This window comes from Pseudodesulfovibrio sp. (assembly GCF_028692895.1).
In the GTDB taxonomy this organism is placed as follows: domain Bacteria; phylum Desulfobacterota; class Desulfovibrionia; order Desulfovibrionales; family Desulfovibrionaceae; genus Pseudodesulfovibrio.
Genome location: NZ_JAQUWN010000030.1, coordinates 1 through 26,002 on the forward strand (window position 1 = coordinate 1; position 26,002 = coordinate 26,002).

General features: G+C 64.2%; 20 protein-coding genes and 1 tRNA gene. 5 read left to right on the forward strand and 16 right to left on the reverse strand.

The features are described from left to right. Window positions 1-458: 458 nt before the first annotated feature. From PHP91_RS09190 to nhaB, 3 genes are all read left to right on the forward strand, one after another. Entirely contained in the window at window positions 459-923 is a 465-nt protein-coding gene (locus tag PHP91_RS09190) for a universal stress protein (protein ID WP_300139805.1), read from the forward strand. 47 nt (window positions 924-970) lie between these two features. Further along, entirely contained in the window at window positions 971-2,770 is a 1,800-nt protein-coding gene (locus PHP91_RS09195; protein WP_300139807.1) for an SLC13 family permease, read from the forward strand. Window positions 2,771-2,940: 170 nt separating this feature from the next. Then, window positions 2,941-4,563, forward strand: coding sequence for a sodium/proton antiporter NhaB (gene nhaB, locus PHP91_RS09200; RefSeq protein ID WP_300139809.1), 1,623 nt, complete (start codon window positions 2,941-2,943; stop codon window positions 4,561-4,563). Window positions 4,564-4,674: 111 nt separating this feature from the next. Here nhaB and PHP91_RS09205 read toward each other — a convergent pair whose 3' ends face one another. From PHP91_RS09205 to PHP91_RS09250, 10 genes are all read right to left on the reverse strand, one after another. Then, window positions 4,675-5,853 (reverse strand): ATP-grasp domain-containing protein, encoded by a 1,179-nt coding sequence (locus tag PHP91_RS09205; protein WP_300139811.1) that lies wholly within the window; start codon window positions 5,851-5,853, stop codon window positions 4,675-4,677. Between the two features lie 119 nt (window positions 5,854-5,972). Then, window positions 5,973-6,066: transfer RNA gene (locus PHP91_RS09210), tRNA-Ser, on the reverse strand. A gap of 84 nt (window positions 6,067-6,150) precedes the next feature. Next, window positions 6,151-7,650, reverse strand: a complete 1,500-nt coding sequence (gene der / locus PHP91_RS09215; RefSeq protein ID WP_300139813.1) for a ribosome biogenesis GTPase Der — start codon at window positions 7,648-7,650, stop codon at window positions 6,151-6,153. 123 nt (window positions 7,651-7,773) lie between these two features. Continuing rightward, the gene (locus PHP91_RS09220) at window positions 7,774-10,092 is read right to left on the reverse strand and encodes a methyl-accepting chemotaxis protein (protein ID WP_300139815.1); all 2,319 of its coding nucleotides are present in this window, start codon (window positions 10,090-10,092) and stop codon (window positions 7,774-7,776) included. Between the two features lie 273 nt (window positions 10,093-10,365). Further along, on the reverse strand, window positions 10,366-12,687 hold the full coding sequence (locus tag PHP91_RS09225) for a methyl-accepting chemotaxis protein (RefSeq protein ID WP_300139817.1): 2,322 nt from the start codon (window positions 12,685-12,687) through the stop codon (window positions 10,366-10,368). A 182-nt stretch (window positions 12,688-12,869) separates the two neighbouring features. Then, a complete protein-coding gene (gene mtnA, locus PHP91_RS09230; protein ID WP_300139818.1) occupies window positions 12,870-13,907 on the reverse strand; it encodes an S-methyl-5-thioribose-1-phosphate isomerase in 1,038 nt (345 codons plus the stop codon). A 50-nt stretch (window positions 13,908-13,957) separates the two neighbouring features. Next, on the reverse strand, window positions 13,958-15,391 hold the full coding sequence (gene gatB / locus PHP91_RS09235) for an Asp-tRNA(Asn)/Glu-tRNA(Gln) amidotransferase subunit GatB (RefSeq protein WP_300139820.1): 1,434 nt from the start codon (window positions 15,389-15,391) through the stop codon (window positions 13,958-13,960). 14 nt (window positions 15,392-15,405) lie between these two features. Further along, window positions 15,406-16,047 carry a DUF4254 domain-containing protein gene (locus PHP91_RS09240; RefSeq protein ID WP_300139822.1) on the reverse strand — a complete coding sequence of 214 codons (642 nt, stop codon included), beginning with the start codon at window positions 16,045-16,047 and terminating at the stop codon, window positions 15,406-15,408. Next, window positions 16,040-17,368 (reverse strand): MltA domain-containing protein, encoded by a 1,329-nt coding sequence (locus PHP91_RS09245; RefSeq protein WP_300139824.1) that lies wholly within the window; start codon window positions 17,366-17,368, stop codon window positions 16,040-16,042. Before PHP91_RS09245 ends, PHP91_RS09240 begins: the two co-directional genes overlap by 8 nt. 14 nt (window positions 17,369-17,382) lie before the next feature. Then, on the reverse strand, window positions 17,383-19,152 hold the full coding sequence (locus tag PHP91_RS09250; protein ID WP_300139826.1) for a hypothetical protein: 1,770 nt from the start codon (window positions 19,150-19,152) through the stop codon (window positions 17,383-17,385). 217 nt (window positions 19,153-19,369) lie between these two features. Here PHP91_RS09250 and PHP91_RS09255 point away from each other — a divergent pair, with 217 nt between their 5' ends. Together PHP91_RS09255 and flgM are read left to right on the forward strand one after the other, a co-directional pair. Next, window positions 19,370-19,780 carry a DVU0524 family FlgM-associated protein gene (locus PHP91_RS09255; protein ID WP_300139827.1) on the forward strand — a complete coding sequence of 137 codons (411 nt, stop codon included), beginning with the start codon at window positions 19,370-19,372 and terminating at the stop codon, window positions 19,778-19,780. Window positions 19,781-19,807: 27 nt separating this feature from the next. Further along, the gene (flgM, locus tag PHP91_RS09260; protein WP_300139829.1) at window positions 19,808-20,119 is read left to right on the forward strand and encodes a flagellar biosynthesis anti-sigma factor FlgM; all 312 of its coding nucleotides are present in this window, start codon (window positions 19,808-19,810) and stop codon (window positions 20,117-20,119) included. A gap of 29 nt (window positions 20,120-20,148) precedes the next feature. On the opposite strand, the gene fliW is transcribed toward flgM, so the two are convergent. From fliW to PHP91_RS09290, 6 genes are all read right to left on the reverse strand, one after another. Beyond that, window positions 20,149-20,595 carry a flagellar assembly protein FliW gene (fliW, locus tag PHP91_RS09265; protein ID WP_300139831.1) on the reverse strand — a complete coding sequence of 149 codons (447 nt, stop codon included), beginning with the start codon at window positions 20,593-20,595 and terminating at the stop codon, window positions 20,149-20,151. Next, the gene (csrA, locus tag PHP91_RS09270; RefSeq protein WP_300139866.1) at window positions 20,568-20,810 is read right to left on the reverse strand and encodes a carbon storage regulator CsrA; all 243 of its coding nucleotides are present in this window, start codon (window positions 20,808-20,810) and stop codon (window positions 20,568-20,570) included. The genes fliW and csrA overlap by 28 nt, the downstream gene beginning before the upstream one ends. Before the next feature lie 97 nt (window positions 20,811-20,907). Next, window positions 20,908-22,575, reverse strand: a complete 1,668-nt coding sequence (gene flgL, locus PHP91_RS09275) for a flagellar hook-associated protein FlgL (RefSeq protein WP_300139833.1) — start codon at window positions 22,573-22,575, stop codon at window positions 20,908-20,910. Between the two features lie 17 nt (window positions 22,576-22,592). Continuing rightward, window positions 22,593-24,728, reverse strand: coding sequence for a flagellar hook-associated protein FlgK (flgK, locus tag PHP91_RS09280; protein WP_300139835.1), 2,136 nt, complete (start codon window positions 24,726-24,728; stop codon window positions 22,593-22,595). Then, window positions 24,729-25,211 carry a flagellar export chaperone FlgN gene (flgN, locus tag PHP91_RS09285; RefSeq protein WP_300139837.1) on the reverse strand — a complete coding sequence of 161 codons (483 nt, stop codon included), beginning with the start codon at window positions 25,209-25,211 and terminating at the stop codon, window positions 24,729-24,731. 71 nt (window positions 25,212-25,282) lie between these two features. Continuing rightward, window positions 25,283-26,002 (reverse strand): rod-binding protein, encoded by a 720-nt coding sequence (locus PHP91_RS09290; RefSeq protein ID WP_300139839.1) that lies wholly within the window; start codon window positions 26,000-26,002, stop codon window positions 25,283-25,285.

Below are 26,002 nucleotides of genomic sequence, written 5' to 3' on the forward strand. Positions count from 1 at the left end.
TCCTCCCTGTTCCGCCCCCGATTTCCTGAGTGCCACCCCAAAAAGCCCTTATTCTGCCTCGCGAGCCGAATCTGCCGTTGCAGAGTGCATCACACAAAAATGTCGACAAGCGTGAATCTACGTGGCCATCCCCTTCTCCGTCCGGACAATCGTTGCAGACTGCATCACGAAGCACTGCAACCGAAGTGAAAAAATATTACTAATTCAATAAATACGGCATATTGCAAACCACATGAAAATTGGCATGTGTTTTGATTCGCAAGCCCAATGTCGGAAGGGTGGCATCGCCATCTCCAACCTCAAACAAGGAGTGAGACATGACCCTCTTCAGCGCATTGAGAAAAGTGGTCGACAACCATTACGAAACGCAGGCCGCGGCAAACTGCAACACATGCAACGTGGCCGCCTGGGTGGTCTGCCATGAACATCATCTTATGGAACAATCGGGAGGGAATCCGATGATGACTCTTTTCAAGCGGTTGGGCGCCTCCCGCCGGGAAAAGGCTCCCGCGCCCGCTCTCCGCGCCGCCGCGAAACCCAAGGTTTGCCCAGAAGGCCATCAGTGCAAGATCCTGATCGTCTGCAAGGGCGTCAATTTCTCTCGCGGCATGGCCGACTACGCCGTGAACATCGGCAAGAAGACCCGCAGTTCGCTGGTGGCCCTGAACGTGGACGAGTCCGGCAAGGACTTCGCCGGGTTCACCACCGAGGCGAAGCGCAACATCGAGTACTTCTCCCGCAAGGCGGCCGAGGCGGGCCTGAGCTTCAGCCACGAGATTCAGCAGGGGGACGAGGAAACCATCGTCGCCCGGATGCACGAGAGCGACTCCCGGTTCCGCTACGTGATGGACGACTCCGCCGTGGTGTCCCGCAACAGGGGAAGCATCCCGGTTTACACCCGGGCGACGCTGCACGCCAAATAGGGCGTCGCCCGAAGCAGAACCGATCCCCGGATTCACAAGGACTTCACATGACCCCTGAAATCATTATGGTGATGGCCGTCCTGGTCTTCGCCGTGCTCCTCTTCATCTTCGAGTGGGTCCGGGTGGACGTCGTGGGCATCATCATGATGGTGCTCCTTCCGCTGCTCGGCCTGGTAACCCCCAAACAGGCCATCAGCGGCCTGAGCAGCAACGCCGTCGTCTCCATCATCGCCGTCATCATCATCGGCGCGGGGCTCGACAAGACCGGCGTCATGAACTCCATGGCCCGCGTCATCCTCCGTTTTGCAGGCAAGAGCGAAACCCGGATAATGACGCTCATCGCGGGCACCGTGGCCTTCATCTCGGGCTTCATGCAGAACATCGGCGCGGCCGCGCTCTTCCTGCCCGCGGCCAAACGCATCGGCAACCAGACGGGCGTCCCGGTGGGCCGCCTGCTCATGCCCATGGGATTCTGCGCCATCATCGGCGGCTGCCTGACCCTGGTGGGCTCCAGCCCGCTCATCCTGCTCAACGACCTGATGGTCGTGGGCGGCAAGAAATACGAGGCCTTCGGCCTCTTCGGGGTCACGCCCATCGGCGTCCTGCTGGTCGTCTCCGCACTGGTCTACTTCATCCTGTTCGGCCGGTTCATCCTCCCGAACCGTGCGGAGGACGAGATGTCCGGCCCCATGTCCTCCATCCTGAGCAGCACCTACAACAACGTCGGCTCCCTCTTCGAGCTGTACGTGCCCGAGGGCTGGACCAACGCTGAAACCCTGAAGTCCCTGGACCTGCGCCCCATCTACTTCTGCACCCTGGTGGCCATAGCGCGCGACGGTGGCAAGACCCATGTCTTCGCCCCCACGGCCGAGGATACCATCCAGCCCGGCGACCACATCGTGGTGGTCGGCCCGCAGGAGTTCGTGGAGCACATGGCCGAGGACATGGGCTGGGAACTCCAGCCCGAGCTGGCCACCTTCGCCGAGGAGCTCTCGCCCAACAACGCGGGAATCATGGAGGGCATCGTCACCCCGCGTTCCGAGCTGATGGGCAAGACCCTGGGCGAGCTGCGCGTACGCCAGCGCTTCCAGGTCTCCCCCCTGGCCATCTTCCGGGGCGAGAAAATCTTCGTCAGCGGACTGAACGACATCGTCATCGAGTCCGGCGACGCCCTGCTGCTGCACGGCCGCTGGGAAATGTTCCACATGCTCAAGGGATTGCCCGACCTCGTCTTCACCGAGACGGTCAAGGGCGAACTGCTGCGCACCGAAAAGGCCAAGATGGCCCTGCTCTGGCTGGCCATCTCACTGGCCATGATCCTCGGCCTCCACGTCCAACTCTCCATCGCGCTGCTCACCGGCGCGCTGGGCATGATCCTGACCAAGGTCCTGACCATCGACGAGGCCTACCAGTCCGTGGACTGGATGACCGTATTCCTCCTGGGCGGCCTGATCCCCCTGGGCATGGCCTTCGAAAACACGGGCGCGGCCAAATACATCGCGGACACCATCATGGCCGCCTTGGGCTCTCCCACTCCCGTGATTCTGCTTATCGTTATAGGAATTCTGACTTCTTTTTTCACTTTAGTGGCTTCCAATGTGGGGGCCACGGTGCTATTGGTTCCCTTGTCCATGAATATGGCCCTCAATGCGGGCGTGGACCCACGCGTGGCGGCCCTGACCGTGGCTGTGGCGGCATCGAATACTTTCGTCCTGCCAACCCATCAGGTCAACGCGCTGATTATGCGCCCGGGAGGATATCGGACCATTGACTATGTCAGGAGCGGAGCGGGCATGACCATCATCTACATGGTCGTGATGATCACCGCGCTGATGATTTTCTACTAGCTCCAAGCAGGGCGTCGAGCCAGACCCGGCGCCCTTTTGGGGGATTCTGAGCCACCGATTTTCAATCCACCCACAACCGAATATTCCATCGACGCGACGCCTCGGCCCGGGAAGCAATCCTCCCGACCCGCCGCCATGAGGCGGTTTCGTCGTATCCAAGGAGACCGTGAATGAAAACGCCGCTTTCCCGAACCTTCATGGAGACGTTTCTCGGGAGCGCCCCCGGTTGGTACAAACTGACCATCATCGGATTCCTCGTAATCAACCCCGTACTCATGCTGACGGCCGGAACCTTTGTCGCGGGTTGGGCCCTTATCGCAGAGTTCATCTTCACGCTGGCCATGGCGCTCAAATGCTACCCGCTTCCGGCGGGCGGCCTGCTGGCCTTCGAGGCCATCGTCATGGGCTTGACCACGCCCGAAACCGTCTATCATGAAGCCCTGAAGAACTTCGAGGTCATCCTGCTCCTGATCTTCATGGTCGCGGGCATTTACTTCATGAAGGACTTCCTGCAGTTCACCTTCACCCGCATCCTGGTGCGGATTCAGTCCAAGAAGGTGATCTCCCTGCTCTTCTGCCTCGCGGGCGCTTTCCTCTCCGCCTTCCTGGACGCCCTGACCGTCACCGCGGTCATCATGGCGGTGGCCTTCGGGTTCTACAACGTCTACCACCGCTTCGTGTCCGGCTCCGCCCAGACCGACGCCCACGACCTCATCTCCGACGACGCCGTCAAGGAAGCCAACCGCAACGAACTGCTCCAGTTCCGGGGCTTCCTGCGCAACCTGATGATGCACGGCGCGGTGGGCACGGCCCTGGGCGGCGTGTGCACCCTGGTCGGCGAACCGCAGAACCTGCTGGTGGGCAGCGAGATGGGCTGGCACTTCGTGCCCTTCTTCCTGCACGCCGCGCCCGTGACCCTGCCCGTGCTGGCCATCGGCCTGCTGACCTGCCTGCTCGTGGAGCAGTTCCACATGTTCGGCTACGGCTACCAACTGCCCGGCAACATCCGCTCCTACCTGCTGGAGACCGCCATTGAAATGGAAAAGAAAGGCGGCAGCAAGGCCAAGCTGAAGCTGGCCCTCCAGATGCTGACCGGCATCTGGCTCATCCTGGCCCTGGCCTTCCACCTCGCGGCCGTCGGCCTCATCGGCCTGTCGGTCATCGTCCTGCTGACGGCCTTCACCGGCATCACCGAGGAGCATCAGCTCGGCCACGCCTTCATGGAGGCCCTGCCCTTCACCGCCCTGCTGGTGGTCTTCTTCTCCATCGTGGCCGTGATCCACTCCCAGGAGCTCTTCCACCCGATCATCAGCTTCGTGCTGAGCCTGCAGGGGCACGACCAGTTGGCGGCCTACTACATCGCCAACGGCCTGCTCTCCTCCATCTCGGACAACGTCTTCGTGGCCACGGTCTACATCTCGGAGACCAAGCTGCACTTCATCCAGGTCCTGAACGCCATTCCCGGCATCGGCATGACCGGCCAGGAACTGATGAGCAAGATGACCGACCCGCACCTGGCGCGGGCGGACGTCCTGGCCACCCTGCCCCCGGCCGTTGCCCAGCAGGTGTACGAGACCATGCATCACTTCGACAAGCTGGCCGTGGCCATCAACACGGGCACCAACATTCCGTCCGTGGCCACCCCCAACGGCCAGGCCGCGTTCCTCTTCCTGCTCACCAGCGCGCTCGCCCCGGTCATCCGCCTCTCCTACGGCCGGATGGTCATGCTGGCGCTGCCCTACACCATCACCATGTCCCTGACGGGCCTGTTCGCGGTCTACGCCTTCCTGTAGGCCCCGGTCCGCAACACAAACGCCAAGGGCCCCCGGACGATTGTCCGGGGGCCCTTCCTTTGGTCAGAATCTCAAGCGGGACGATGCGGGCCGCACGCCCTCGCCGCCCGCTTACGCCATTTTCAGATACACCCCGAAGTCCGCCGGGAGCAGGCGTTTCAGCTCGTCCAGGTTCTCCCGGTCCACCTCCGCGAAGACGAACGCGAAGACCGGATACTCCCGGTAGTCGATCCTGCGCAGCTCCAGCGGATTGCTGAAGGCCGACAGGAAGGCCGCATAGTCCACGGACGCGACGTTCGCGCGGTCCACGGACGCGTCGATGTCGCCGATGACCATGGCGTAGACCTTGCCCTGGCGCGCGGCGCAAATGGCGCGCCAGTCCGGGGCCTTCCCCTCCATGAAGCAGGTGTACGGATTGACTCCGTAGGCGTGCCACGCCAGGTCGGTGACGCACCAGCCGGCGAAACGCATGGGGTTGACCTCGATGACCCCGACATTGCCGCTCCCGTCCACGCGCACCTCGATGTGGAGGGGAAAATTCCGCAGATTCGCCCGGTTGCCGATCTGTTGCAACAGTTCAAGGAACCGGTCGTGATGCTCGGCGATGATCTCGGACGAGGTGAAGTAGCAGCGGTCGCCCACGTCGTCGCTCGACGCGAAGAGGTGGCTGAAGATGTTGAGGATGACCGGGGCCCCGGCCGCGTCGAAGTAGGCGTCCACGGCGAACTCCTCGCCCTCGATGCACTGCTCGATGATGAAGTTGTCCAGCTTGAGCACCTCGGCGGGATACATGGACCGGATGCGTCCGACTTCCTCCCGGACGGCCCGGACGGCCTTGCGGAACCCGTCAACGGACTCCACCATGTGCACCCCCAGGCTGAAGAACCCCACGCAGGGCTTCAGCACGCACGGGATCGGCACCTCCGCCGGGTCGACGTCCCCCAGGTCCTCGAAGCGCACGGTGCGGTAGCGGAAATCCGGCCACAGGTCCCGGACCAGGTCCCGGAACGCAGCCTTGTCCTTGAACAGCCCGATCCTGTCCGGCAGGTCGCCCCCGTCCAAATGGGCCTTCACCCATTCAATGGCGTTTTCGGAGTTGGAATAGACCGGCTGGACGGGATTCTCCCGGTACAACCGGATGAACGCCTCTTCCGGGCGGACGTTCAAGCCCTGCCCACTCTCCCGGCCCGCGGCTTCCCGCGCGACCTCGTTGTCCAGGACCGGCACGCCCATCTTCACAAGCGTCTCCAGCAACAGATCGGAAACATACGGCTTCTCAAGAATAACCATCACTCACTCCACGACCTTTTCAGCGCCCGGCAGGCCGATTGGGGACCGGATGCGCCAACGGGAAACAACGGTGTCGAACGAAGAAGGGGTTGCAGTTTTCACTGCAACCCCTTGATCTCTGGCGGAGAAGGAGGGATTTGAACCCTCGATACGGCTCTACACCGTATACACGCTTAGCAGGCGTGCGCCTTCGGCCAACTCGGCCACTTCTCCTGGATTGCCGCCGGACGAAAACCGTTCCGGCAGGCGAAAAAATGCCCTACCTTTTCGACCCGTTCTTGTCAATGAATCCGGGCGCTATTTCTCCTTTTTCTCGGCTTCGGCGTCGGCGCGGCGGCGCTTGCTCTTGAGCGCCTTGTACTTGAGCTCGTGGCGGCGCGTCTTGGCCCCGCCGATGCGCTCCCGGCCCGGGCCGCGCTTGCCGATGCCGGAGATGCCCCGGCTCTTCTCCCACTCCTTCTTGTCGTGGCTGGAGCGGAAGACCACGTTCACCGGCGCGGTCTTTATCCCGAGCATCTTGCGGAACTGGTTCTCCAGGTAGCGCGCGTAGGACTCCTTGACCAGCGTCTCGTCGTTGCAGAAGAAAACGAAGGTCGGAATGGGCTCGTCCGCCTGGGTGACGTAGAAGAACTTGGCCCGGCGGCGCTTGACCACCGGGGGCTGGAGCTTCTCCAGCACGGCGGCCAGGGAGCGGTTGAGGATGCCGGTGCCCACGCGGACCTCGCACTCCTTGCTCATGGCCTCGGCCATGGGCAGGAGCTTGCCGACGCCCACGCCCTTCATGGCCGAGGTCATGACCACGGGCACATGGGGCACGATCCTGAGTTCGTGCTCGAAGGCCTCCAGGGCCTTGCGGGTCTCGCCCCTGGGGATGAGGTCCGCCTTGTTCACCACCACGATGAACGGCACCTTCTCCTTGGCCAGAAATTCGATGAGCCGCTTGTCCTGCCGCCCCACGCCCAGGGTTATGTCGATGACCAGCACCGTCACGTCGGACCGCTTGGAGTTCTTGAGGGCGCGGATGACGCTGATTTTCTCCAGGTGGTCCTGGATGTTGGCCCGCTTGCGCACGCCGGCCGTGTCCACGAAGGTGTAGCGCTTGCCGCCCTTTTCGAAGGTGACGTCGATACTGTCGCGGGTGGTCCCGGCCACGTCGCTGACGATGAGCCGGTCCTTGCCGATCAGGGCGTTGACCAGGGAAGACTTGCCCGCGTTGGGGCGGCCGAGCATGGTCAGGCGCAGGCCGCGCTCCATTTCGTCCTCCGCGTCCGTGGGCAGCCCCAGGTCGACCACGAAGCGGCGGACCGCGTAGCGCACCTCGGCCAGGTTGTGGCCGTGGGCCGCGGAAACCGGCAGCATCTCGATGCCCAAGGCGTGGAAGTCCGCGAGCATGTGCGACTCGAACTCGCTGCCGTCCACCTTGTTGACCAGCATCAGGAGCGGCTTGCCGGACTTGCGCACGAACTCGGCCGCCTGCTGGTCCAGGGTGGTCAGCCCCTCCTTGCCGTCCACCACGAAAATGATGGCGTTGGCCTCCTCGATGGCCTCGCGGGCCTGCTCGAAGATCTCGTCCTCGAAGTCCTTGCTCAGCTCGGGCGTGGCCTCGGACTCCAGGACCATGCCGCCTGTGTCCACCAGGTCGAAGTGGACGCCGTCCATCTGGCACTCGCCGTAGATGCGGTCGCGCGTCACCCCCGGCATGTCGTGGGTGATGGAACGCGACTTGCGCAGCAGGCGGTTGAACAGGGTGGACTTGCCCACGTTGGGGCGTCCGACAAGTGCGACGATGGGCAGCATGATTCCGGCTCCGGCGGTTAATGGTCTGCGGGCGGCAAAAACCCGCGCTTCCCCGTGGGGGGAGGCGCGGGCTTACCGTAACTCAGGACAAATGTCGAGTCCACAGCCAGGCCCGCGTCGGGCCTAGCTGGTCATGTCCTCGATGACGCCGTTCAGGCGCGAGGCCATGGAGGAAACCTCCTGGATGGCCTGGGCCGCCTCGTTCATGACCAGGGAAGTCTCCGAGGAGATGCGGCTGATCTCCTCGGTGGCCCGGTTGATCTGCTCGCTGGTGGCGGACTGTTCCTCGGCCGCCGTGGCGATGGCCCGGACCTGGTCGGCCGCGTTGTCCACGTAGCCCACGATCTCCTTGAGCGCCCGGCCGGACTCGTTAGCCAGCTCGGTGCTGCGCTCAACGGACGTGGCGGCCGTTTCGGTGGCGGCCACGTTGTCCCTGGTCATGGCCTGGATCTTGCCGATGGCGCTCCCCACCTCGCTGGTGGCGGCCATGGTCTTCTCGGCCAGCTTGCGCACCTCGTCGGCCACCACGGCGAACCCGCGCCCGGCCTCGCCCGCGCGGGCGGCCTCGATGGCCGCGTTGAGGGCCAGCAGGTTGGTCTGGTCCGCAATGTCGGTGATGACCTCCAGGACCTTGCCGATGTCCGCGGCCTGGCTGCCCAGTTCCTCCATGGAGCGCTTGAGGCTGGCGGCCTGGGACTGCACGTCGGCCACGGCCTCGATGACCTGGCCAACGACCCTCTCGCCCGACTGGGCGTTGGACCGGGCCGTGTCCGCGTCCTCGGTGGCCAGGCTCGCGTTGCGCGCCACCTCCAGCACCGTGGAGTTCATCTGCTCCATGGCCACCGAGGTCTCGGCCGCGCGCTGCTTCTGGGCGTCGGAGCCCTGGCTGGCCCGCTGAATCTGGGCGGCCAGTTGCTCGGCCGCGCCGGACAGGTACTGGGAAATCTCCTCCGCCTCGCCCGCCGCCTTGGAGATGCGCGCATTCTGCTCCTCGATCCGCTTCTGCTGGGCGCGAATTTCGGTGACGTCCGCAATGATCGTCAGCGAACCCAGCAGGTTGTCGTCCATGTCATAGAATGGCGTGGACGCCACCTGGGCGTGGACGGTCCGGCCGCCGGGCAGCGGAATCTCCACCTCGCCCCGGGTGGCGGCCTGCTCGGAAAGGGCCTTGTCGGAAAGGGTCTTGCGGCTGTCGTCGCCATAGAAGAACCGGCCGGAGAGCTGGCCCACGTGGGATTCCGGATCGCCCTTCTTGTCCAGGAGCTCGCACATCTGCCGGTTGGTCCAGGTGATGAGATGATCCGGGCCGAGCACGACGCAGGGGAAGGTCAGTCCCTTGAGCACGCCCTGGGCGAAGCCGAGCTTGTTCTTGAGTTCGCCGACCATGAGCTCGATCTGATGGGCCAAGGTCTTGAACTCGAACCGGTAGGAGCCGTCAAGCCGGGCGTTGAGGTCGCCGGAGGCCACCACCGTGGCGTAGTCGAGAATGCCCTTGACCGGAGTGGTGACGATGCGGCGCACCAGGACCACCACGATGCAGATCAGCAGGACGGCGGCCAGCCCGCCGCCCACGGCCAGGATGTTGCGCTGCTGGAGCGCGGCCGCGATCAGGTCGTCCTCATAGGCGCTGACCACGACGATCCACCCGGTCTCCGGCTGGGTGTCGAAGGTCATGACCTTGTCCCGCCCCTGCCAGACGTAGTCGTACTCGCCCTTGCCCCGCTCGATGGCCGCCCTGACGAAGGCCTCCTTGCCGAGGTCCTTCATGAGCAGCCCCTTGTCCACGGCGTGGGCGATGATCCGGCCCTTCTTGTCCAGCATGTAGGGATAGCCGTTTTCGGCCACCCGGAACGGGTCGATGAACTGCTGGGTGAACGACGACCACTTGGGAAAGAGCCCCACGCCGCCAAGAACGTTGCCCTGGCCGTCGACCACGGCGTTGGCCGCGGCGAAAATCTGGATGCCGCCGCCGCTCTTGGAAACGAGGATGTCGTCGGAGACGAAGGTCTTGACCTTGCCCGCCACCACGTCCTTGACATACTGGCGACTGCTGCGGTCCGCACCGATGAGGTCCTTGCCCTTGTCGTTCCAGCCCGCCACGACCTTGCCGTTGCGGTCAAAGGCGAACGCCGCCCAATAGGCGGAGGTCGAATCAAGCAGCCCCCTGAAGAGAGCGGATGCGGACGCCGGGTCGCCGCCCTGCAGCGCGTCCACCACGGACGGCTGGGCCGCGAGCACCTGCACCAGGTTGCGCGACTGCTCCACGTACTGGTTCAGCCCGACCACGATCTGCTCGGTGACGGTGGACATGGCGGCCTTTTCCTCGCGGAAGACCACAGCCTTGGTGTCCTTGATGATCCACAGGATTCCGGCTCCCATGGACAAAAAAACGACCACGGCGACCAGCGCGGTGATCACCGTGTTGACACTTTTCATCTGCATGTGAATTCACCTGATCCCCTCTCCGCATCCGCACAGGGTCTCCTCCGAAACCGCAAACGGATGCGGACAGCTGTCCCGCTTCTTCCTCCCAGCCATACTGCCAAACTACCTTTTTGTATAACCCGAGAGGAATAAAAGAGTAAAGCGATTCCCGCAGCGATCAACGGGGATGCGCCGGGAGCGGCAATGCGAAAGGCCCGCGCCCTCCCCGGAGGGAGCGCGCGGGCCCGTTCATGCGCAATGGATATGGCCTTTTCGGAGGGCCGGGCCGGGTCAGCGGGTCATGTCCTCGATGACCGTGTTCAGCCGCGTGGCCATGGATGCGACCTCCTGGATGGCCTTGGCCGCCTCGTTCATGACCTGGGAGGTCTCCATGGAGATGCGGTTGATCTCCTCCGTGGCGTGGTTGATCTCGTCGCTGGTGGCGGACTGCTCCTCGGCGGCCGTGGCGATGCCGCGCACCTGGTCGGCGGCGTTCTCCACAAGGGCGACGATGTCGCCAAGGGCCCTGCCCGACGCATTGGCCAGCTCGGTGCTTCGGCCAACAGAAGCGGCCGCCGCATCCGTGGCGGCCACGTTGTCCCGGGTCATGACCTGAATCTTGCCGATGGCCTGGCCCACCTCGCTGGTGGCGGCCATGGTCTTCTCGGCCAGCTTGCGCACCTCGTCGGCCACCACGGCGAACCCGCGTCCGGCCTCGCCCGCACGGGCGGCCTCGATGGCCGCGTTGAGGGCCAGGAGGTTGGTCTGGTCAGCGATGTCGGAGATGACCTCCAGGACCTTGCCGATGTCCGCGGCCTGGCTGCCCAGATCCTCCATGGAGTGTTTGAGGCTTGCCGCCTGGGACTGCACGTCCGCCACGGCGCCGATGACCTGGCCTACGATGGACTCGCCGTTCTGGGCGTTGGCCCTGGCCGTGTCCGCGTCCGTCGCGGCCTGGCCCGCGTTGCGCGCCACTTCCAGCACCGTGGCGTTCATCTCCTCCATGGCCACGGAGGTCTCGCCCACGCGCGCACGCTGGTCCTCGGAGCCACGGCTGGCCTGCTCGATCTGGGTCGCCAGGCCCTCGGCCGCGCTGGAGAGGCGGCGGGAGATTTCCCCCGCCTCCTTGGCGGCGTTGGAGATGCGCCGGTGCTGCTCCTCGATCCGCTTGTGCTGCTCGCGAATCTCGGTGACGTCGGCCAGGATGGTCAGGGCCCCCAGCGGCCTGCCGTCCATGTCGTAGAACGGCGTGGAGGCGACCTGCACGTTCAGCGCGCGGCCGCCGCGCAGGGGAATCTCCACTTCGTCCTTCTTGGCCTTCTGCCCGGCGAGGACCTCGTCCGAGATGGTCCGCCGCCCGGCGTCGCCATAGAAGAACTCGCCGGAGTACTCCCCTGTCATGTCCCCGGGGTCGCCCCGCTTGCCCAGCAGGTCGCACATCTCCTGGTTGGTCCAGGTGATGCGGCGGTCCGGACCGAGCAGGATGCAGGGAAAGGTCAGCCCCTTGAGCACGCCCTCGGAAAATCCGAGTTTGGCCTTGAGTTCCCCGACCATGGCGGCGATCCGTTCGGAGAGCTCCTTGAACTCGAAATGATAGTCGCCCGACAGCTTCGCGGTCAGGTCGCCTTCGGCCACGCGGGTGGCGTAGCCGAGGATGCCCTTGACCGGAGAAAGGATGACCCGGCGCACCATGACCACCAGGACGGCAACGAGCAGCAGGGCCACCGCCAGGCCGCCCACGGCCAGGATGTTGCGCTGCTGCATGGCGGCCGCCTTCAGGTCGTCCTCATAGGCGCTGACCGCCACCACCCACCCGGTGTCCCGCTGGGTTTTGAAGGTCATGACCTTGTTGCGCCCGTCCCACGCGTACTCGTAGACCCCGTGCTTGCGGGCCAACGCCTCGCGCGTGAAGGCCTCGCCGCCGACGTCCTTCAGCCGCAGGTTCTCGTCCACGGCGTGGGCGATGAACCGTCCCCGCTGGTCCAGCATGAAGGGATAGCCGTGCTCCGCCACCCGGAAGGGATCGACGAACCGTTGCGTGAACTTCGACCAATTGGGAAAGATTCCCACGCCGCCGATCACCGCGCCGTTGGCGTCGAGGATGGCGTTGGAGGCCGCGAAGACCAGCAGGCCATCGCCGCTCTCGGACTTCAGTATCTCATTGGAGATATAGGTCTTCGCCCCGCCCCGGAGCGCTTCCTTGACGTACTGGCGGGAGCCGCGATCCGCCCCGGCGAGGCTCTGGCCCTGGTTGTTCCAGCCCGCCACGACCTTGCCGTCGCGGTCAAAGGCTAACGCGGCCCAGTAATCGTCCCCCGACGACGCCAGCAGGTGCTTGAAGAAACCGCTGGCGGCCGCCGGGTCCCCGCCTTCGATGGCATCGGCCACCTCGGGCTGCACGGCGAGCATCCGGACCATGTTGCGCGTCTGCTCCACATACTGGTCCAGGCTGACCACGATCTGCTTGGTCATGTTTTCCATGGACGCCTTTTCCCCATGGAACACGACGTCACCGGTGTCGCCGATGATCCACAGGATGCCGCCCCCCATTGCCAGAAAGACGACCGCCGCAACCAATGCGGTGATAACTGTATTGACGCTCTTGATCCTCAATTGAATTCTCCGTGGTTCATCATGACTACAAGCCTCGACTCAAACAACAGCCGCGACGTCCCGCCGTAGGACGAACGTGCGGCCCGGTCCCCCGGAACGCATGTTCCGGGAACGGACCCGATACAAAAAACAGGCGAAACCGCAAACGCGATTTCGCCTGACCAGCCACTATGCAATGAGAGTTAGGCGAACAGTTTCCTGATGGACTCCGAATAAGGCGGATAGAGCACGCCCTTCTCCGTGATGATGCCCGCGATGAGCTCTGCCGGGGTGGGATCGAAGGCGAGGTTGTAGACCTCAACGCCTTCGGGCGGGATGCGGTGGTCGCCGATGTGCGTCACCTCGCGCGGGTCGCGGTCCTCGATGGGCACGTCGTCGCCCGTGGGCGTCTCGGGATCGATGGTGTAGACCGGGGCGGCCACGTAGAAGGGCACGCCGAACCGCTTGGCGATGATGGCCACGCCGAAGGTGCCGATCTTGTTCACCGCGTCGCCGTTGGCGGCGATGCGGTCCGCGCCGACAACCACCTTGTCCACCAGGCCGCGCTTCATGAGCAGGGCGCAGGCGTTGTCGCAGGCCACCTTGACCGGGATGCCGTCCTTGTGCAGCTCGTAGGCGGTCAGCCGCGCGCCCTGCAGAAACGGCCGGGTCTCGTTGGCGATGACCGAAATCTTCTTGCCCTGGTCGATGGCCCCCCGGATCACGCCCAGGGCCGTGCCGTAACCGGCCGTGGCCAGGGCGCCCGCGTTGCAGTGGGTCATCACCGTGTCGCCGTCGTCCAGCAGCTCGCCGCCGAACTTGCCGATCAGCTCGCACATGCGGATGTCGCCCGCATGAATCTCCTTGGCCCGCTCAAGCCAGACTCCGCACAGCTCGTCCAGAGAGACGTCGCCCGCCTCGCGCCAGACCCGGCGCATCTCGCGCACGGCCCAGCGCAGGTTCACGGCCGTGGGCCGGGCGTCGTGAATCTGGTCCAGCTTGGCTTCCAGGTTGGCCTTCCAGTCCCCGTCCATGCCCTGCGTCTCGCGGCCCGCCAGGTAGCAGCCGTAGGCCGCGGTCACGCCGATGGCGGGCGCGCCGCGCACGACCATGACCACCAGGGCGTAGCAGATCTGGTCCGTGGTCCTGCACTCGAACCAGTCCTCGCGGTTGGGCAGGTAGCGCTGGTCCAGCAGGACGAGCGCATCTTTTTCCGGGGAATACTGGATATGTTCGGTCATGTGAAAGTCTCCGGGGACAGGGAACCACATCCGGGCCCCCCGGTCATTGCTTATGAAAGTTTTTCCTGAATCAGCCTGGTGACGATGCCGGGGTTGGCCTGACCCTTGGAGAGGCGCATGACCTGGCCCATGAAGAAGCCCATGAGCTTGGTCTTGCCGCCCTTGTAGGCCTCGACCTCGGACGGGTTGTCGGCCAGGACCTTGTCCACCATGGCCTCCAGCTCGCCGGTGTCGGACACCTGGACCATTCCCTTGGCCTCGACGTAGGCGGCCGGTTCGTCGCCGGACTCGCACAGATCGCGGAAGGCGTCCTTGCCGATCTTGACCGAGATGGTGCCGTCGTCCACCAGCTTGAGAAGGGCCGCCAGCCTCACGGGGGTGAGCTTGCACTCCCCTGCCGGGACGCCCGTCTCGTGGCAATATGGCAGCAGGTCGCCCGCCACCCAGTTGGCCACCTTCTTGGCCTCGCCCGCATAGGCCCCCACCGCCGCCTCGAAGTATTCGGCCACGGCCAGCTCGCCGGTGAGCAGGTCGGCGTCGTAGTCGGCCAGGCCGTAGCTCTCCATGAACCGGACGCGCTTGGCCTGGGGCAGTTCGGGCAGCTCGGAGCGCCACTTCTCGATCCACGCCTCCTCCAGCACCAGCGGCACCAGGTCCGGGTCCGGGAAATAGCGGTAGTCGTGGGCCTCCTCCTTGCCGCGCATGGAATGGGTGGTGCCCTTCTCCACGTTGTAGAGCCGGGTCTCCTGGACCACGGCGTCGCCGTCCTCGACCAGGTCGATCTGGCGGGCCACCTCGTACTCGATGGCCTTCTGGATGTGCTTGAACGAGTTGAGGTTCTTGAGCTCGGCGCGGGTGCCGAACGCCTCCTGGCCAAAGGGCCGGATGGAGACGTTGGCGTCGCAGCGGAAGCTCCCCTCCTCCATGTTGCCGTCGCAGATGCCGAGGTAGAGCAGGATGGAGCGCAGCTCCTTGAGGTAGGCCACGGCCTCCTCGGCCGAGCGCATGTCCGGCTCGGACACGATCTCGATGAGCGGCACGCCGGTGCGGTTCAGGTCCACAAAGCTGGCGTTGTCCGCGGCGGAGTGGATGTTCTTGCCCGCGTCCTCTTCCATGTGGATGCGGGTCAGCCCCACCCGCTTCTTCGCGCCGTCCACCTCGATGTCCACGTGGCCGTGCTCGCAGATGGGCCGCTCGAACTGGGAAATCTGATATCCCTTGGGCAGGTCGGGATAGAAGTAGTTCTTGCGCGCGAACACGGAGGTGCGGTTGATCTCGCAGTCGGTGGCCAGTCCCATCTTGGCGGCATATTCGGCCACCTTCTCGTTCAGCACGGGCAGGACGCCGGGCATGCCGGAGCACACGGCGCAGACGTTCTCGTTGGGATCGTTGCCGAAGGTGGTGGAGCAGGAGCAGAAGATCTTGCTCCTGGTCTTGAGCTGGGCGTGCACTTCCAGCCCGATGACGGTTTCGTAACGGGACATGGCTTCCTTCGCCGCTAGGACTTGTTTTGGTACAGCTCCGGGTTGAGGGCCGGGTCGTTGTACATCTTGAACTGGAAATAGACCTTGGGCTTCTTGGTCCCTGCCGCATACTCGTCGATAAGCTCCAGCACGGCCCGCTCCAGGTCCACATGCTGGCGCGTCAGGGTCAGGACCTTCTCGCCGCAGGCGTTGCGGTGCCGCTCGTCGACGTCCTTGCGGCGGCACTGCTCGTCCATGTGGTAGATCTTGAGGGCCTGGATGGACAGCCGATCCAAGGCCGCGCCCACGGTCTCGGTGTTGTAGCGCTCGGCCGCGTCGGCCGGGAGCAGCGGGCCGAGCATGTCGAGGAGGCATTCGTCCACGCGCTCGATGAGGTCGTTGCGCCGCTGGTTGAGCTTGTCGATGGCGTACTTGCAGTCCGCGATGACATGGGCGTCCACGTCCTTGCGCCGCGCCCGGTCCTCCACATGCCACAGCCGGAAATTCGTCCAGTGCTGGCGGGCCACCAGCTCGCGCAGGCCGCTCTCGCCCAGCAGCACGCCGGGCTCCCCTTCGTACACGGGTTCGCCGAAGTGCCAGTCCATGACGGACCGCTTCTGGTGCGCCACGGATTCCTTGATGATCTTCTTGACTTGTTCGTAAGTTATGTCAGCCATTTATCAATGCTTCTTTGCTTATGAGGAGATAGACGGTGGCCTCGGTCATGATGTTGCTGGCCACGGGCTCCACCTCGCGCCCCTCGCCAACGTAGTAGTCGAGCCGGGTGCCCCGGATGGCCGTGCCCGTGTCCTGGGCCAGGCCGATGCCGGTCACCCTGCGGGTGCCCACGGCCCGGCCGTTCTCCGCCCTCGGGATTTCCGCCTCGAAGGCGAGCAGGCTCCCGAGGGGCAGGAGCTCCCGGTCTGTAGCCAGTGAAACCATCGGCGTCAACGGCTTTCCTATGGCGCCCTCGGGCGGGGCGTCCTCCAGGCGGAAGAACACGTAGCTCCGGTTCTCGGCCATGAGTTCAAACATCTTTTCGGGATGCTTGGAAAAATACTCGCGCACATGGGCCTTGGAGAGGCGCCCGCGGTCCAGCAGCCCCCTGGCGTTCAGGATGCGGCCCAGGCTGCGGAACCCATGGCCGTTCTTGCCCCCGTAGAGGACATTGCGGGTGGTGCCGTCGGGCAGCCGGAGCCGGCCGCACCCCTCCACCTGCATGTAGAAGACGTCCACCGGGTCCTTGGCCCAGGCGATCTCCAGCCCCTTGCCCCTGAGCACGCCCTTCACGTCCATGTCGCGCCGCTCGTAGTACGGCCTGACCCGGCCGTTCTCCACGCGATAGGCGCGCTTGCGGCCGCGCACCATGCCGTAGCGCAGGTCCGGCGGCACGCCGTAGATGGGAAACTCGTAGCCGGGGCGGCGGGTCAGGCTGGCCTCGATCTCGGCCGTGTAGTAGCCGGTCATGAGCGGACGCCGCCGCATGCCGTACCAGACAAAACGGCGGGCCAGGAGCTCGGGATGTTCGTCCAGATGGGGCAGCAGGTCCAGGAACTCCTCCAGGCTGCGCACCACCTGGCCCCAGGTCAGGGCCATGCCGGGCCGGGCCAGTGCGGGCTCGTCCTTGGGCATGTTCAGGGCGTATTCCAGGCTGCGCTGCACCGGCCCCTCCAAGGCGGTCCAGGAGGGCAGCCCCTGGGTCTTGATGTCGAGCCGGGCCGTGGTCTCCAGCCCCTCGGACGAGGAGAGCGGAAAGAACAGGTCGCACACGGGCAACTGGCCCGGCTCCTTGAGCGGGCGCAGGGTCAGCCCTTTGGCCGCGTCCGGACGGCACAGCCCCACCACCCTGTCGCCCCGCTCGGGCGCGGCGGGCGGAGCGGCCTCGCCCCGAAAGACCGAGTCCTCCTTCATGCAGGCGCAGAGCAGCCCCAGGCAGAGGCAGAGCAGGACCAGCCGCGCGGGGTGCGCGCCGGGGAAGAAGTGGCGTTTCGTTCCCATCATTCCCAAAGAGGCTATGCGTTGCACGAATCGATGGCCACGTCGCAGAACTTGCCCACGCCGTATTCCCGCCGCCGGAAGAACTTTTCCGGGTTGGGGCCGATGATCTGTAGCTCCGGGTGCGTCCGCTGCACGTCGAGGGCGATGTGCATCTCCTTGGTGCAGCCGGTGGAATAGGTGGCGTCCTTGCCCGTCCACACGGGCGGCACCTTGCGGCCCATGAGCTCGAAGCTCTTCTCAATATCGAAATACGTCTGAAAACGCCAGACGTTGATGTAGCCGCTGCGCTGGACCTTCTCCCACATGAACATCAGATCGTCCGCGTCCATCCCCTCCTCGAAATGCTCGCCGGGGTTGATGATGAACACGTCGTCCAACTGCTCGCGCAGATGGTCCACGAAGGTGGTGATGACCCCGATGGCCGCCTTGGTCTGGCCGGGCACGCTGCCGATGATGCCGGAATAGAAGATGACCGTCCGGCCCTGCTCCCTGGCCTCGCGCATCTGGGCGATGATCTCGTCCGCCTTGCCTGCGATGTAGCGCTCGCTGAACTTGTGCACGCGCTCCGGCTTGGGCTTGTGGTGCAGGTGGAAGTGATTGGCCCCGTCGCGGAAGAAGTTGATGACGTCCCGTGTGAAGTTGTGGCTGATCTGGATGAGCCGGTTGTGCAGCCCCTCGCCCTTGGCCAGGATCACGTCGCACTCCTTCCAGGCCCGGGCGAAGGTCACGGAGCAGCGGTAGGGGTTGAACTTCTCCCGCGTACCGTCGGAGATGACCACGAACTGGTGCTTGGACATGATCTCCAGCAGCGCGTTCTTGGAGAGCCGGTCCTCGGGCACGAAATACGCCCCGTTGAAGGCCTCGGTCAGTTCGGGCTCGCTGTCCCGGTCCCAAAAGGTCGGCTCCTCGAAGAAGAACCCCTCCTTGAGGGCCATGACCACGCGGTGGCCGAGCCGGAGCAGGGTCATGACCACCTGGAGGTCGAAGATGAGGCCGCCCGCCCGGTTGGGCATATAGAGGATGCGCTTGGGATCGGTGCTCCCGTCCTTGCCCAGCAACTCGCGCATGGGGCCGAACAGGTCGGGGCCGGCGGCGATCTCGCCGTTGATGTCCGCCCGGACCAGCGCATCCTCGTCAAAAGATTCCGGCGACCAGTTGTCGGTCAGGGTGGAGATGCGCATGAGCCGCTCGATCTCCAGCATGTCCAGCCGGTAGCGCAGGTCGTCGATGCGCGGGCAGTCCGCCATCCCGCCCGGGCAGGTGTTGACGATGGCGTCGAAGGTCCGGCTCTTGACCACCAAGGCCGCGCGCCGGTTGAGCGCCTTGCGGATGCCCCGGTAGGGATCGTCGATGCCGCTCTGGGTCATGAAGATGGTCACCAACCGCTTGAGCAGGCGGGCGGGGATGACGATGGGCGAGGCCAGGACCATGCGGAACTTGTGGCGCGCCAGTTGGAGGAACCGGCTCGCCTGCTTGCGGTCGGCGCAGAAGTTGCGGGTCAGGTGGACGAAGGTCTTCCATTGGATAAGGTATTCATCGAGCAGCAGGCGGGGCATCCCCTCCTTGAGCAGCATGAGGAACATCCAGTCCGAGCAAGGGGCGTAAAATTCCCGCTCGTCCAGGTCGAGCATGAATTTGAGCTGCTCGCGCGAGCCGTTCTTGTCGGGATCGATGGTGTATTCGAGGTGATTCTCGGTCATGAAGTGCAGCAACAGGGCGTCCAGGGAGACGTCCTTGCCGTAGGTGATGTCCAGGACCGAATTGAAATTCCGCTCAAAGCTCATGTGCACTCCGTCGCCGCGCCAGGCCTTCCGGCAGTTGTCCGTTCGTTCGCCCACTCTTTTCAGTCGTAGTTAAAAAGTCGGGAACATTCAACGTTTTTCCCGGTCTCAGCCGTCGCCCCGGCCGCGCGACCCCATACTTTTCTAGATTTTTTTCCGCTTTCACCCTAAAGTTATTTTCACGGGAGCCGATCCTATCCATCAAGGAGGGAGTAATACCGTGAGTTCGCAATCAGCCACAGTTCGGACGATGCTGCGCACCTATGGGAAGCAGTTGACGAGCGCCAAGCGCCTGGCCCGGTTCCGTCAGGCCCTGGGAGCCGCCCAGCCCATGGACGACGTGGCGCGCCAGACCCGTAGACGGGAGCTGGTGGAAAGGATTGCGCACGAGGTCATTGAAAATTTGATCGTCAACACCGCCCACTCACCCGTGGTGACCGCCATTCTGCAGCAGCTTGAGCGGGAATTCGGGCCGGGATATTTGTTCGAGTATCCGGTGGATGGGGACGACGTTCAGATACTGCGGGAGACGCCGCGCGGACCGAATACCGTCTCAGGCCCCGAGCGGGACCGGATCATGCGGCGTCTATGGGAGATAACCCTGTCAAAGGTGGATGACACCATGCTTTGATAGGCCCGACCATTCGGGAGGAATGACATGGTTATCAAGAATATTGCGGGGGAAATGAACCCCTACGCCAACCAGAAGGTCAAGACAAAGCGTCAGGCCGACACGCAGCAGCGCACGCAGGAGTCCGTGAAGACCTCCGGCGAAGCCGCCGACCGGGTCGTCCTCTCCTCCGAGGCGCGGCTGCGCGGCGCGGCCCTGCAGACCGCCAACGAGGCGCCCGACGTCCGCCGGGAAAAGGTGGACCGCCTGAAGCAGCAGGTCAAGGACGGGACGTACCAGCCCGACCTGAAGAAGGCCGCCGCGAACCTGATCCGCGACGACCTCGATCTTCTCGTGTAGTGTAGGGAGGGATTGCCCTAGGAAACGGCTTAGCGTTGCACCGGTCGGAAGTGCGTGGGGTATCCCGCTTCCGACTGGGGAACTTGGAGACCGATCCTCGCCTGGGTGTTGATGACAATCGGCCCCTGGAGATTGAGGGTGGTCTCTTCCGGCTTGTTCGGCGGAATGGTCACTGTCACCAGGATGGCCAGTTGCCGGACATTTTCTATTTTGAGCGTTTTGCGGTCCGGATTTTCCAGCTTCACGTCGTAGCTTTCAATAAAGGAATAGGGATCGGCCACCAAGAGGCCGAGGCCGGGGTCCGTGACGCATTGCAGAAGCAGGAAGGGGGATTCGCCCTCGCGGACGCTGAGCAGCACGAAATCCCGCTTGTCCTCCAGGCCGATGAGCCCCCGGGGGAAGTAGACGGTGCTGTCCAGGTTGATCACCCGTTCGCCGAGCCTGGTCCTTATTTTTTTCGTTCTGTCTTTTGCCATAGCGCAGCTGCCGCGAGCAGGTCCTGCTGGCTGGTTTCCAGCGCCTGCTTGTTCTGTTCCTTGACCTTGAGATACACCTCTTCCCGATAGACGGTCATGTCCTCGGGCACGTCCAGGCCGATCTTTATCTGCTTCCCCTGAACGCTCAGGATCTTCAGTTTTATTCCATCGCCCAGGTAAAGGCTTTCTCCCGGTCGCCGGGTCAATATCAGCATATTGCCACCAAATCCGTTTTCGGCCGGGTTCAGCTTCCCGCGGCCCATATCAGGCGATTACATCACCCGTCGCCGCAAGTCCAGCTTTTGCGGGGAATTAGATGAACTTGCTCAGGTTGAGCTGCATGATGGTGGAGGTCGACCGGAGCACGGCCTCGTACACGATCTGCTGCTGGGCGAGTTCGGTCATCAGTTCGCTCACGTCCGCGTCCTCGATGGAGCTGAGCAGGGTGTCCTCGTTAAGCTTGAGGCCGTCGAGGATGGACCCGCCGATGGTCAGCCGGTTCTCCCGGCCGCCCACGTCGGCCTCGTTGTTCATGAGCTGCCCCTGGGCCTTCTCCAGGTTGGCGAGGCACTGCTGGATGCCGGTCTGGTTGTTGGTCTCCGCAAAGGCCACCAGGTTGCCCAGCACCTCGAATATGTTCTTGGTCTCCTCGTCCTGGCCCTGGATGGTCACGGCCATCTTGGGCGCGCCGTTCGACATGAAGGCCCGCGACGAATTCTCGCTGCTCAGGGTCACGATGGAGCCGTCGGCGGCCAGGACCGCGTCCGGATCAGTGTAGATGCCGCCGAAGATGCTCTTGCCCACGTTGTTGATGGTGATCTGCTCGTTGGCGGAGATGTCGAGGTTGATGTCGGCCGAACGGGGCCGGACCACGAACTGCGCGCCGGGCTGGAGCTTGTTGGAGCCGTTCGAGGCCAGGGTCAGGATGCCGCCGTTGGCCACGCTCAGCACGGCCGCGTTGGAGGTGGTGTCCGCCTGGGCCACGTTGCCCGTCACCCAGTTGATGCCGCCGTCCAGGCTGTAGGAATACTCGATGTCCTCGTTCATGGCGACTTCCGAGCCGTTGTCGATGCGGATGGTCACGTTCTTGTTCAGAAACGAGCCAGAGGCCGAGGCGTCCACCAGAGTCGTGCCGGGGCCGAAGGAATCCACCAGTGGCGGCATGTCCTTGTCGTCGCCGATGTACCGGGCCGTGGGCCGGACCCACAGCCATGTGCCGTCGGCCGCGCCCTCGTCGGTGGGATCGTTGACCTTGACCGTGGCGTCGCTGTGAAAGACCACGTTGGTGCCGGACGAGGCCATGTCGAGGACGTAGCCGCCCGAACCGTCGGGCGTGAGGGCCGCCCCGCTGGTCCAGGTCTCGCCGCCGTCCGTGGAATAGCGCGCCCGCAGGTCTGCGTCGGAAAGATTCATGTCCCCGCCCAGGGCCGTTGCGCCGGACCGGTCGTAGAACTGGACCAGCACGGTGTTGTCCGAGGAGCCCTGCACCGTGAAATCGGTGGTGGCGAACCGGTCGTCGTTGGTGGTCAGCCACATGATCTGCTCATAGGCGTCGCCGTCCACCTTGTGCCCGGCGAAGATCGACTTGCCCTCGAACTCCGTGTTGGCCAGGCCGATCATCTGCTCGAAGACGCTGCGCAGCTCGTAACTGATCTGCTCGCGGTTGTCGCCGTCCACGGTGCCTGTGGCGGCCTGGGTGGCCAGTTCCTTGGCCCTGGTCAGCAGGGTCGAGGCCTGGAGGAACGCCTCGTCCTGGCTGGAGAGCCAGCCCTTGGCCGTGGCGATGTTCTCCTTGTACTGGGCGATGGAGCTGAGGGTATCCCGGTGGCTGAGGATGCGGGTCATGCCCGTGGGATCGTCGCTCGGCCTGTTGACCTTCTTCTGGGTCTGGGACTGGGTGTTCAGGTCGATGAGCGAGGTCAACGACTTGTTGATGTTGCCCACGTACCTGTTGAAAAGCATCTGCTGGGTGACTCGCATGTCACATTCCCCCGTTCCTAAGACTTGAGCGACAAAATGGTTTGCAGCATCTCGTCCGCCGTTGAAATGAGCTTGGCGGCCGCGGTGTAGGACGCCTGGTACTTGATCAGGTCGGTCATCTCCTCGTCGAGGTTGACGCCCGAGACTTCCTGTTGCCGGTCGTTGAGATCGCTGGCCAGGGTGGAATAGTAGTTCATGTTGAACTTGGCTGTGCTGGTGTCCGTGCCCACGTTGCCCACCAGGCTGTTGTAGTAGTCGAGCAGCGTGGTCCGGCCCGTGCCCTCGGACGCGGAGGAGATGGTCACCTCGTCGTCGCGCAGGGCGTAGAGCGAGAGCGCGGTGGTGTTGTCGCCGCTGTTCATCTCGCCCGCGCCGTTGACGTGGCCCACGGCCAGGTAGTCGAGGTCGCCGGTGATCTTGTCGTTGAGGCCGATGTCGTCGGCCCCGGAGCCGGTGAAGAAGGTGTTGACGCCCAGGGCCGCATTGAGCCCGGAGGTGTCCGTGCCGAAGGCGAAGTTGTAGCCGGACGCGGCCTGGAGGACGAGCTTGTTGTTGACGACGCTGGCGTTGATGGCCCCGGCGAAGGTCGTGTTGTAGGCGTCGCAGACGTCCTGCAGGGTATGGACGTTCGGGTCGAAGGTCGCCCCGCCGCCGAAGTTCAGGGCTGCCGAGGAAGCCAGCAGGCCGGTGTTCGCGTTGTAGACGTAAACCATGGAGCTGCCGGACTGGAGCCGGTCGCCGAAGGCCAGGCCCGTCGAGTCGCTGGCCAGGGCCTTGTCCTTGTCGTTGACCGAGTAGGCGCCCTGGAGGGAGGTGAAGGTCTGGAGGCCCGCGCCCTGGCTGTGCCGCCGGTTGGTCTCCCAGATCAGGCTCTCGGTGAAGCTTTCGAGCTTGTCGCGGTACTTGCCCACGTAGCTGTCGCGGAAGGACAGCAGGGCCGCGATGGAGCCGCCGGTCAGCCGCTTGGTGTTCTCCTCGCCGTTCATGGCGATCTGGGGGGTGATGTTCTCCTTGTTGGAGGTGTTCTGGACCCAGTACACGCTCGGATGCGGGCTGAGGATGAAGCGGTCGCCCGCCTGGAAGTCGCCGGTGGCGACGCCCTTGGACTCCGTGCCCGAGCCGAACCAGATGCCCAGCCCTTCGACGGTGACGCGGGAGTCGTAGTCGCGGGCGTAGAAAAGCTTGTCGTCGCCGTTCTCGTCGGAGAGCCAGGTCCGCCCGCCGTCCAGGGAGACGCGGAAGCGCGCGGCCGACGTGCCGCTGGTGACCGTGCCCGCCGAGGTGGAACCCGTGCTGGAGGCCACGAATTCGATGGTGTATTCGAAGTCGTCGCTGCCCTCGTAGTAGATGTCGCCCGCGAAATTGGTGCTGCCTGCGAGGTCCCTGGTCTTGCCGTCAATGGTGAATTCCAGGGAGAAGTGGTTGGCGCCGTCCACCAGGTTCTGGCCGGCCTTGGTCATGACGATGAAGTCGCCGCCGCCGTTGTCGAGGGTGGTGATGTCGATGAGTTCGCCCAGGGCGCGGACCTTTCGCGCCCGCTCGTCGAACAGCGAATTGGTGTTGTCCTGGCCCTTGATGTTGTGAATCTGGATCTGGTTGTTGATGTCCGAGATTTGCTCCAGCAGGGTGTTGACGTCGCCCACCTGCCCGCGGACCGTGTCGTTGATCTGCTGCTGCATGGTGGCCATGCTGGCGTCCAGTTGGCTGAGCACAGAGATCATGGTGTTGGAGTTGTCCACCACGGTCTTGCGCGCGCCGTAATCGTCCGGATACTGGGACACCTTGTTCCAGGACTCGAAATAGTTCGACAGCGACGCGGACACGCCGTAGCCGCTCGACTCGTTGAGCAGGTTCTCGACCCCGCGCAACTGCTCGTAGAGGGTCCCCCATTTCTCGCTCAGGGACGCCTGCTCCAGGTACAGCGTTTCGACCAGGTCGTCGAAGTGCCGGATGACCTCCTTGGCCACGACGCCGGTGCCCATCTGGCCCGGGTTGTAGTCGATGGAGATTCCCTCCTCCAACACCACCGAGCGGCGGGAATACCCCTCGGTGTTGACGTTGGAGATGTTCTCGCCGGTGACCTGCAACTGCACCTGCGAGGCGAACATGGCCCAACGGCCCATGTCGAGGATGGAGTTGGCCCCAAAGGACATCTAGAGCCTCCCGGTCAGGATGCGGGCGTCGGAGCGGGCCCGCGCGAACCGCCCGGTGGCGGCGTAGGAGGAGGTGTTCTTGGGCTTGATCTGGTCGTGCATGAAGGTGAGCAGCTTCTTGCTCTGGTCGAAGAGCGCCCGGGCCAGCGCGCCGTTCTTGGACGCCTGCACCGCGCACTTCTGCTCGGTCTGGTCCAACATGCCGAGGAGTCGCTCGAAGGTAGTGCGCACCTCGCCGGAGACGGCGGCGAACAGATGGGCCACCCGCTCCGCGCCGGGGGAGAAGGCCCCCACCAGCCGACGCAGGGAGAACCGCTCGGCCGCGATCTGGCGCATGAGCTCCTGAATGGACAGCTCGATGAGGGAAACCTGCTGGGGCGCGCCCTGCTGCAGACGGGAAAATTCTTCCTCCAACAGCACGGAGAGCAGGACCATGGCCTTGTTCTGCCGGACCAAATTTTCCTCGATCAGTTGCAAACTCATATTCGCCTCGAAGGTAACTTGTTGAATCTACTCGCCTAAACCAACGTCCCCATATTTATGCTTCTTGAGGTTCATCCGTTTTTTGCAATTTCCCGGCCAACCCGTTCGACGCTCGCGCCGCCCTGGCGGCCATAGGTCCCGGCGGCCTCGCCCGAACCCAGCAGGCCGGTCTTGATCCGCTCGGCCTCCAGGTGGCGGACCAGGGTCTCCAGCCGCGCCTTGACCTCCACGTCGCTCAGGGCCCGCTCCCCGGCCGGCGCCACGGACGCGGCCCCGGCTTCGGAAACGTCGCCTTCCTGACGCCGCCCGCCCCACTGCTCCAGGGTCATGCCCTCCTGCTTCTTCGGCAGGGCGATGGGTTCGTGGCCCTGGTTCAGGGCGATGGCCTCCCCGTGCAGGGGCTTGATGGGCACGCCGCCCTCCAGGGTGGTGCGGCTGGTGTTCTTCAGCTTCTCGCTGAGCTGGTCGTAGATCATGTCCGCCAGGCCTATGCCGCCGCTTGACGCCATCTTCTCGGCGAAGTCGCGGTCGAACATGGACAGGTACTGCTCCTCCTGCTTGGCGTGCAGGTAGCCCTCCTTGGGCACGGTCTTGCGCATCTCCTGCCAGAGCTTGCTGATGAACACGGCCTCGAACTTCTCGCACGCCTGGCGGAGCTCCTTGGCCTGGTTCTTGTCCGCGTCGCCTGCCAGGCGCTGCTTGAGGTCGTCCATCTGCCGCTTGAAGCGGACCATGTCGCTGGTGTCCGCCTGGCGGGCGGCCAACTGCGCGTCGATTCCGGAATCCAGCAT

Excerpts from the sequence above, each read along its gene's own strand:
- PHP91_RS09190 (WP_300139805.1), top strand. The coding sequence starts at position 459 with ATGATGACTCTTTTCAAGCGGTTGGGCGCCTCCCGCCGGGAAAAGGCT.
- PHP91_RS09195 (WP_300139807.1), top strand. The coding sequence starts at position 971 with ATGACCCCTGAAATCATTATGGTGATGGCCGTCCTGGTCTTCGCCGTG.
- nhaB (WP_300139809.1), top strand. The coding sequence starts at position 2,941 with ATGAAAACGCCGCTTTCCCGAACCTTCATGGAGACGTTTCTCGGGAGC.
- PHP91_RS09205 (WP_300139811.1), bottom strand. The coding sequence starts at position 5,853 with ATGGTTATTCTTGAGAAGCCGTATGTTTCCGATCTGTTGCTGGAGACG.
- der (WP_300139813.1), bottom strand. The coding sequence starts at position 7,650 with ATGCTGCCCATCGTCGCACTTGTCGGACGCCCCAACGTGGGCAAGTCC.
- PHP91_RS09220 (WP_300139815.1), bottom strand. The coding sequence starts at position 10,092 with ATGCAGATGAAAAGTGTCAACACGGTGATCACCGCGCTGGTCGCCGTG.
- mtnA (WP_300139818.1), bottom strand. The coding sequence starts at position 13,907 with ATGACCGAACATATCCAGTATTCCCCGGAAAAAGATGCGCTCGTCCTG.
- gatB (WP_300139820.1), bottom strand. The coding sequence starts at position 15,391 with ATGTCCCGTTACGAAACCGTCATCGGGCTGGAAGTGCACGCCCAGCTC.
- PHP91_RS09240 (WP_300139822.1), bottom strand. The coding sequence starts at position 16,047 with ATGGCTGACATAACTTACGAACAAGTCAAGAAGATCATCAAGGAATCC.
- PHP91_RS09245 (WP_300139824.1), bottom strand. The coding sequence starts at position 17,368 with ATGGGAACGAAACGCCACTTCTTCCCCGGCGCGCACCCCGCGCGGCTG.
- PHP91_RS09250 (WP_300139826.1), bottom strand. The coding sequence starts at position 19,152 with ATGAGCTTTGAGCGGAATTTCAATTCGGTCCTGGACATCACCTACGGC.
- flgM (WP_300139829.1), top strand. The coding sequence starts at position 19,808 with ATGGTTATCAAGAATATTGCGGGGGAAATGAACCCCTACGCCAACCAG.
- fliW (WP_300139831.1), bottom strand. The coding sequence starts at position 20,595 with ATGGCAAAAGACAGAACGAAAAAAATAAGGACCAGGCTCGGCGAACGG.
- csrA (WP_300139866.1), bottom strand. The coding sequence starts at position 20,810 with ATGCTGATATTGACCCGGCGACCGGGAGAAAGCCTTTACCTGGGCGAT.
- flgL (WP_300139833.1), bottom strand. The coding sequence starts at position 22,575 with ATGCGAGTCACCCAGCAGATGCTTTTCAACAGGTACGTGGGCAACATC.
- flgK (WP_300139835.1), bottom strand. The coding sequence starts at position 24,728 with ATGTCCTTTGGGGCCAACTCCATCCTCGACATGGGCCGTTGGGCCATG.
- flgN (WP_300139837.1), bottom strand. The coding sequence starts at position 25,211 with ATGAGTTTGCAACTGATCGAGGAAAATTTGGTCCGGCAGAACAAGGCC.
- PHP91_RS09290 (WP_300139839.1), bottom strand. The coding sequence starts at position 26,002 with ATGCTGGATTCCGGAATCGACGCGCAGTTGGCCGCCCGCCAGGCGGAC.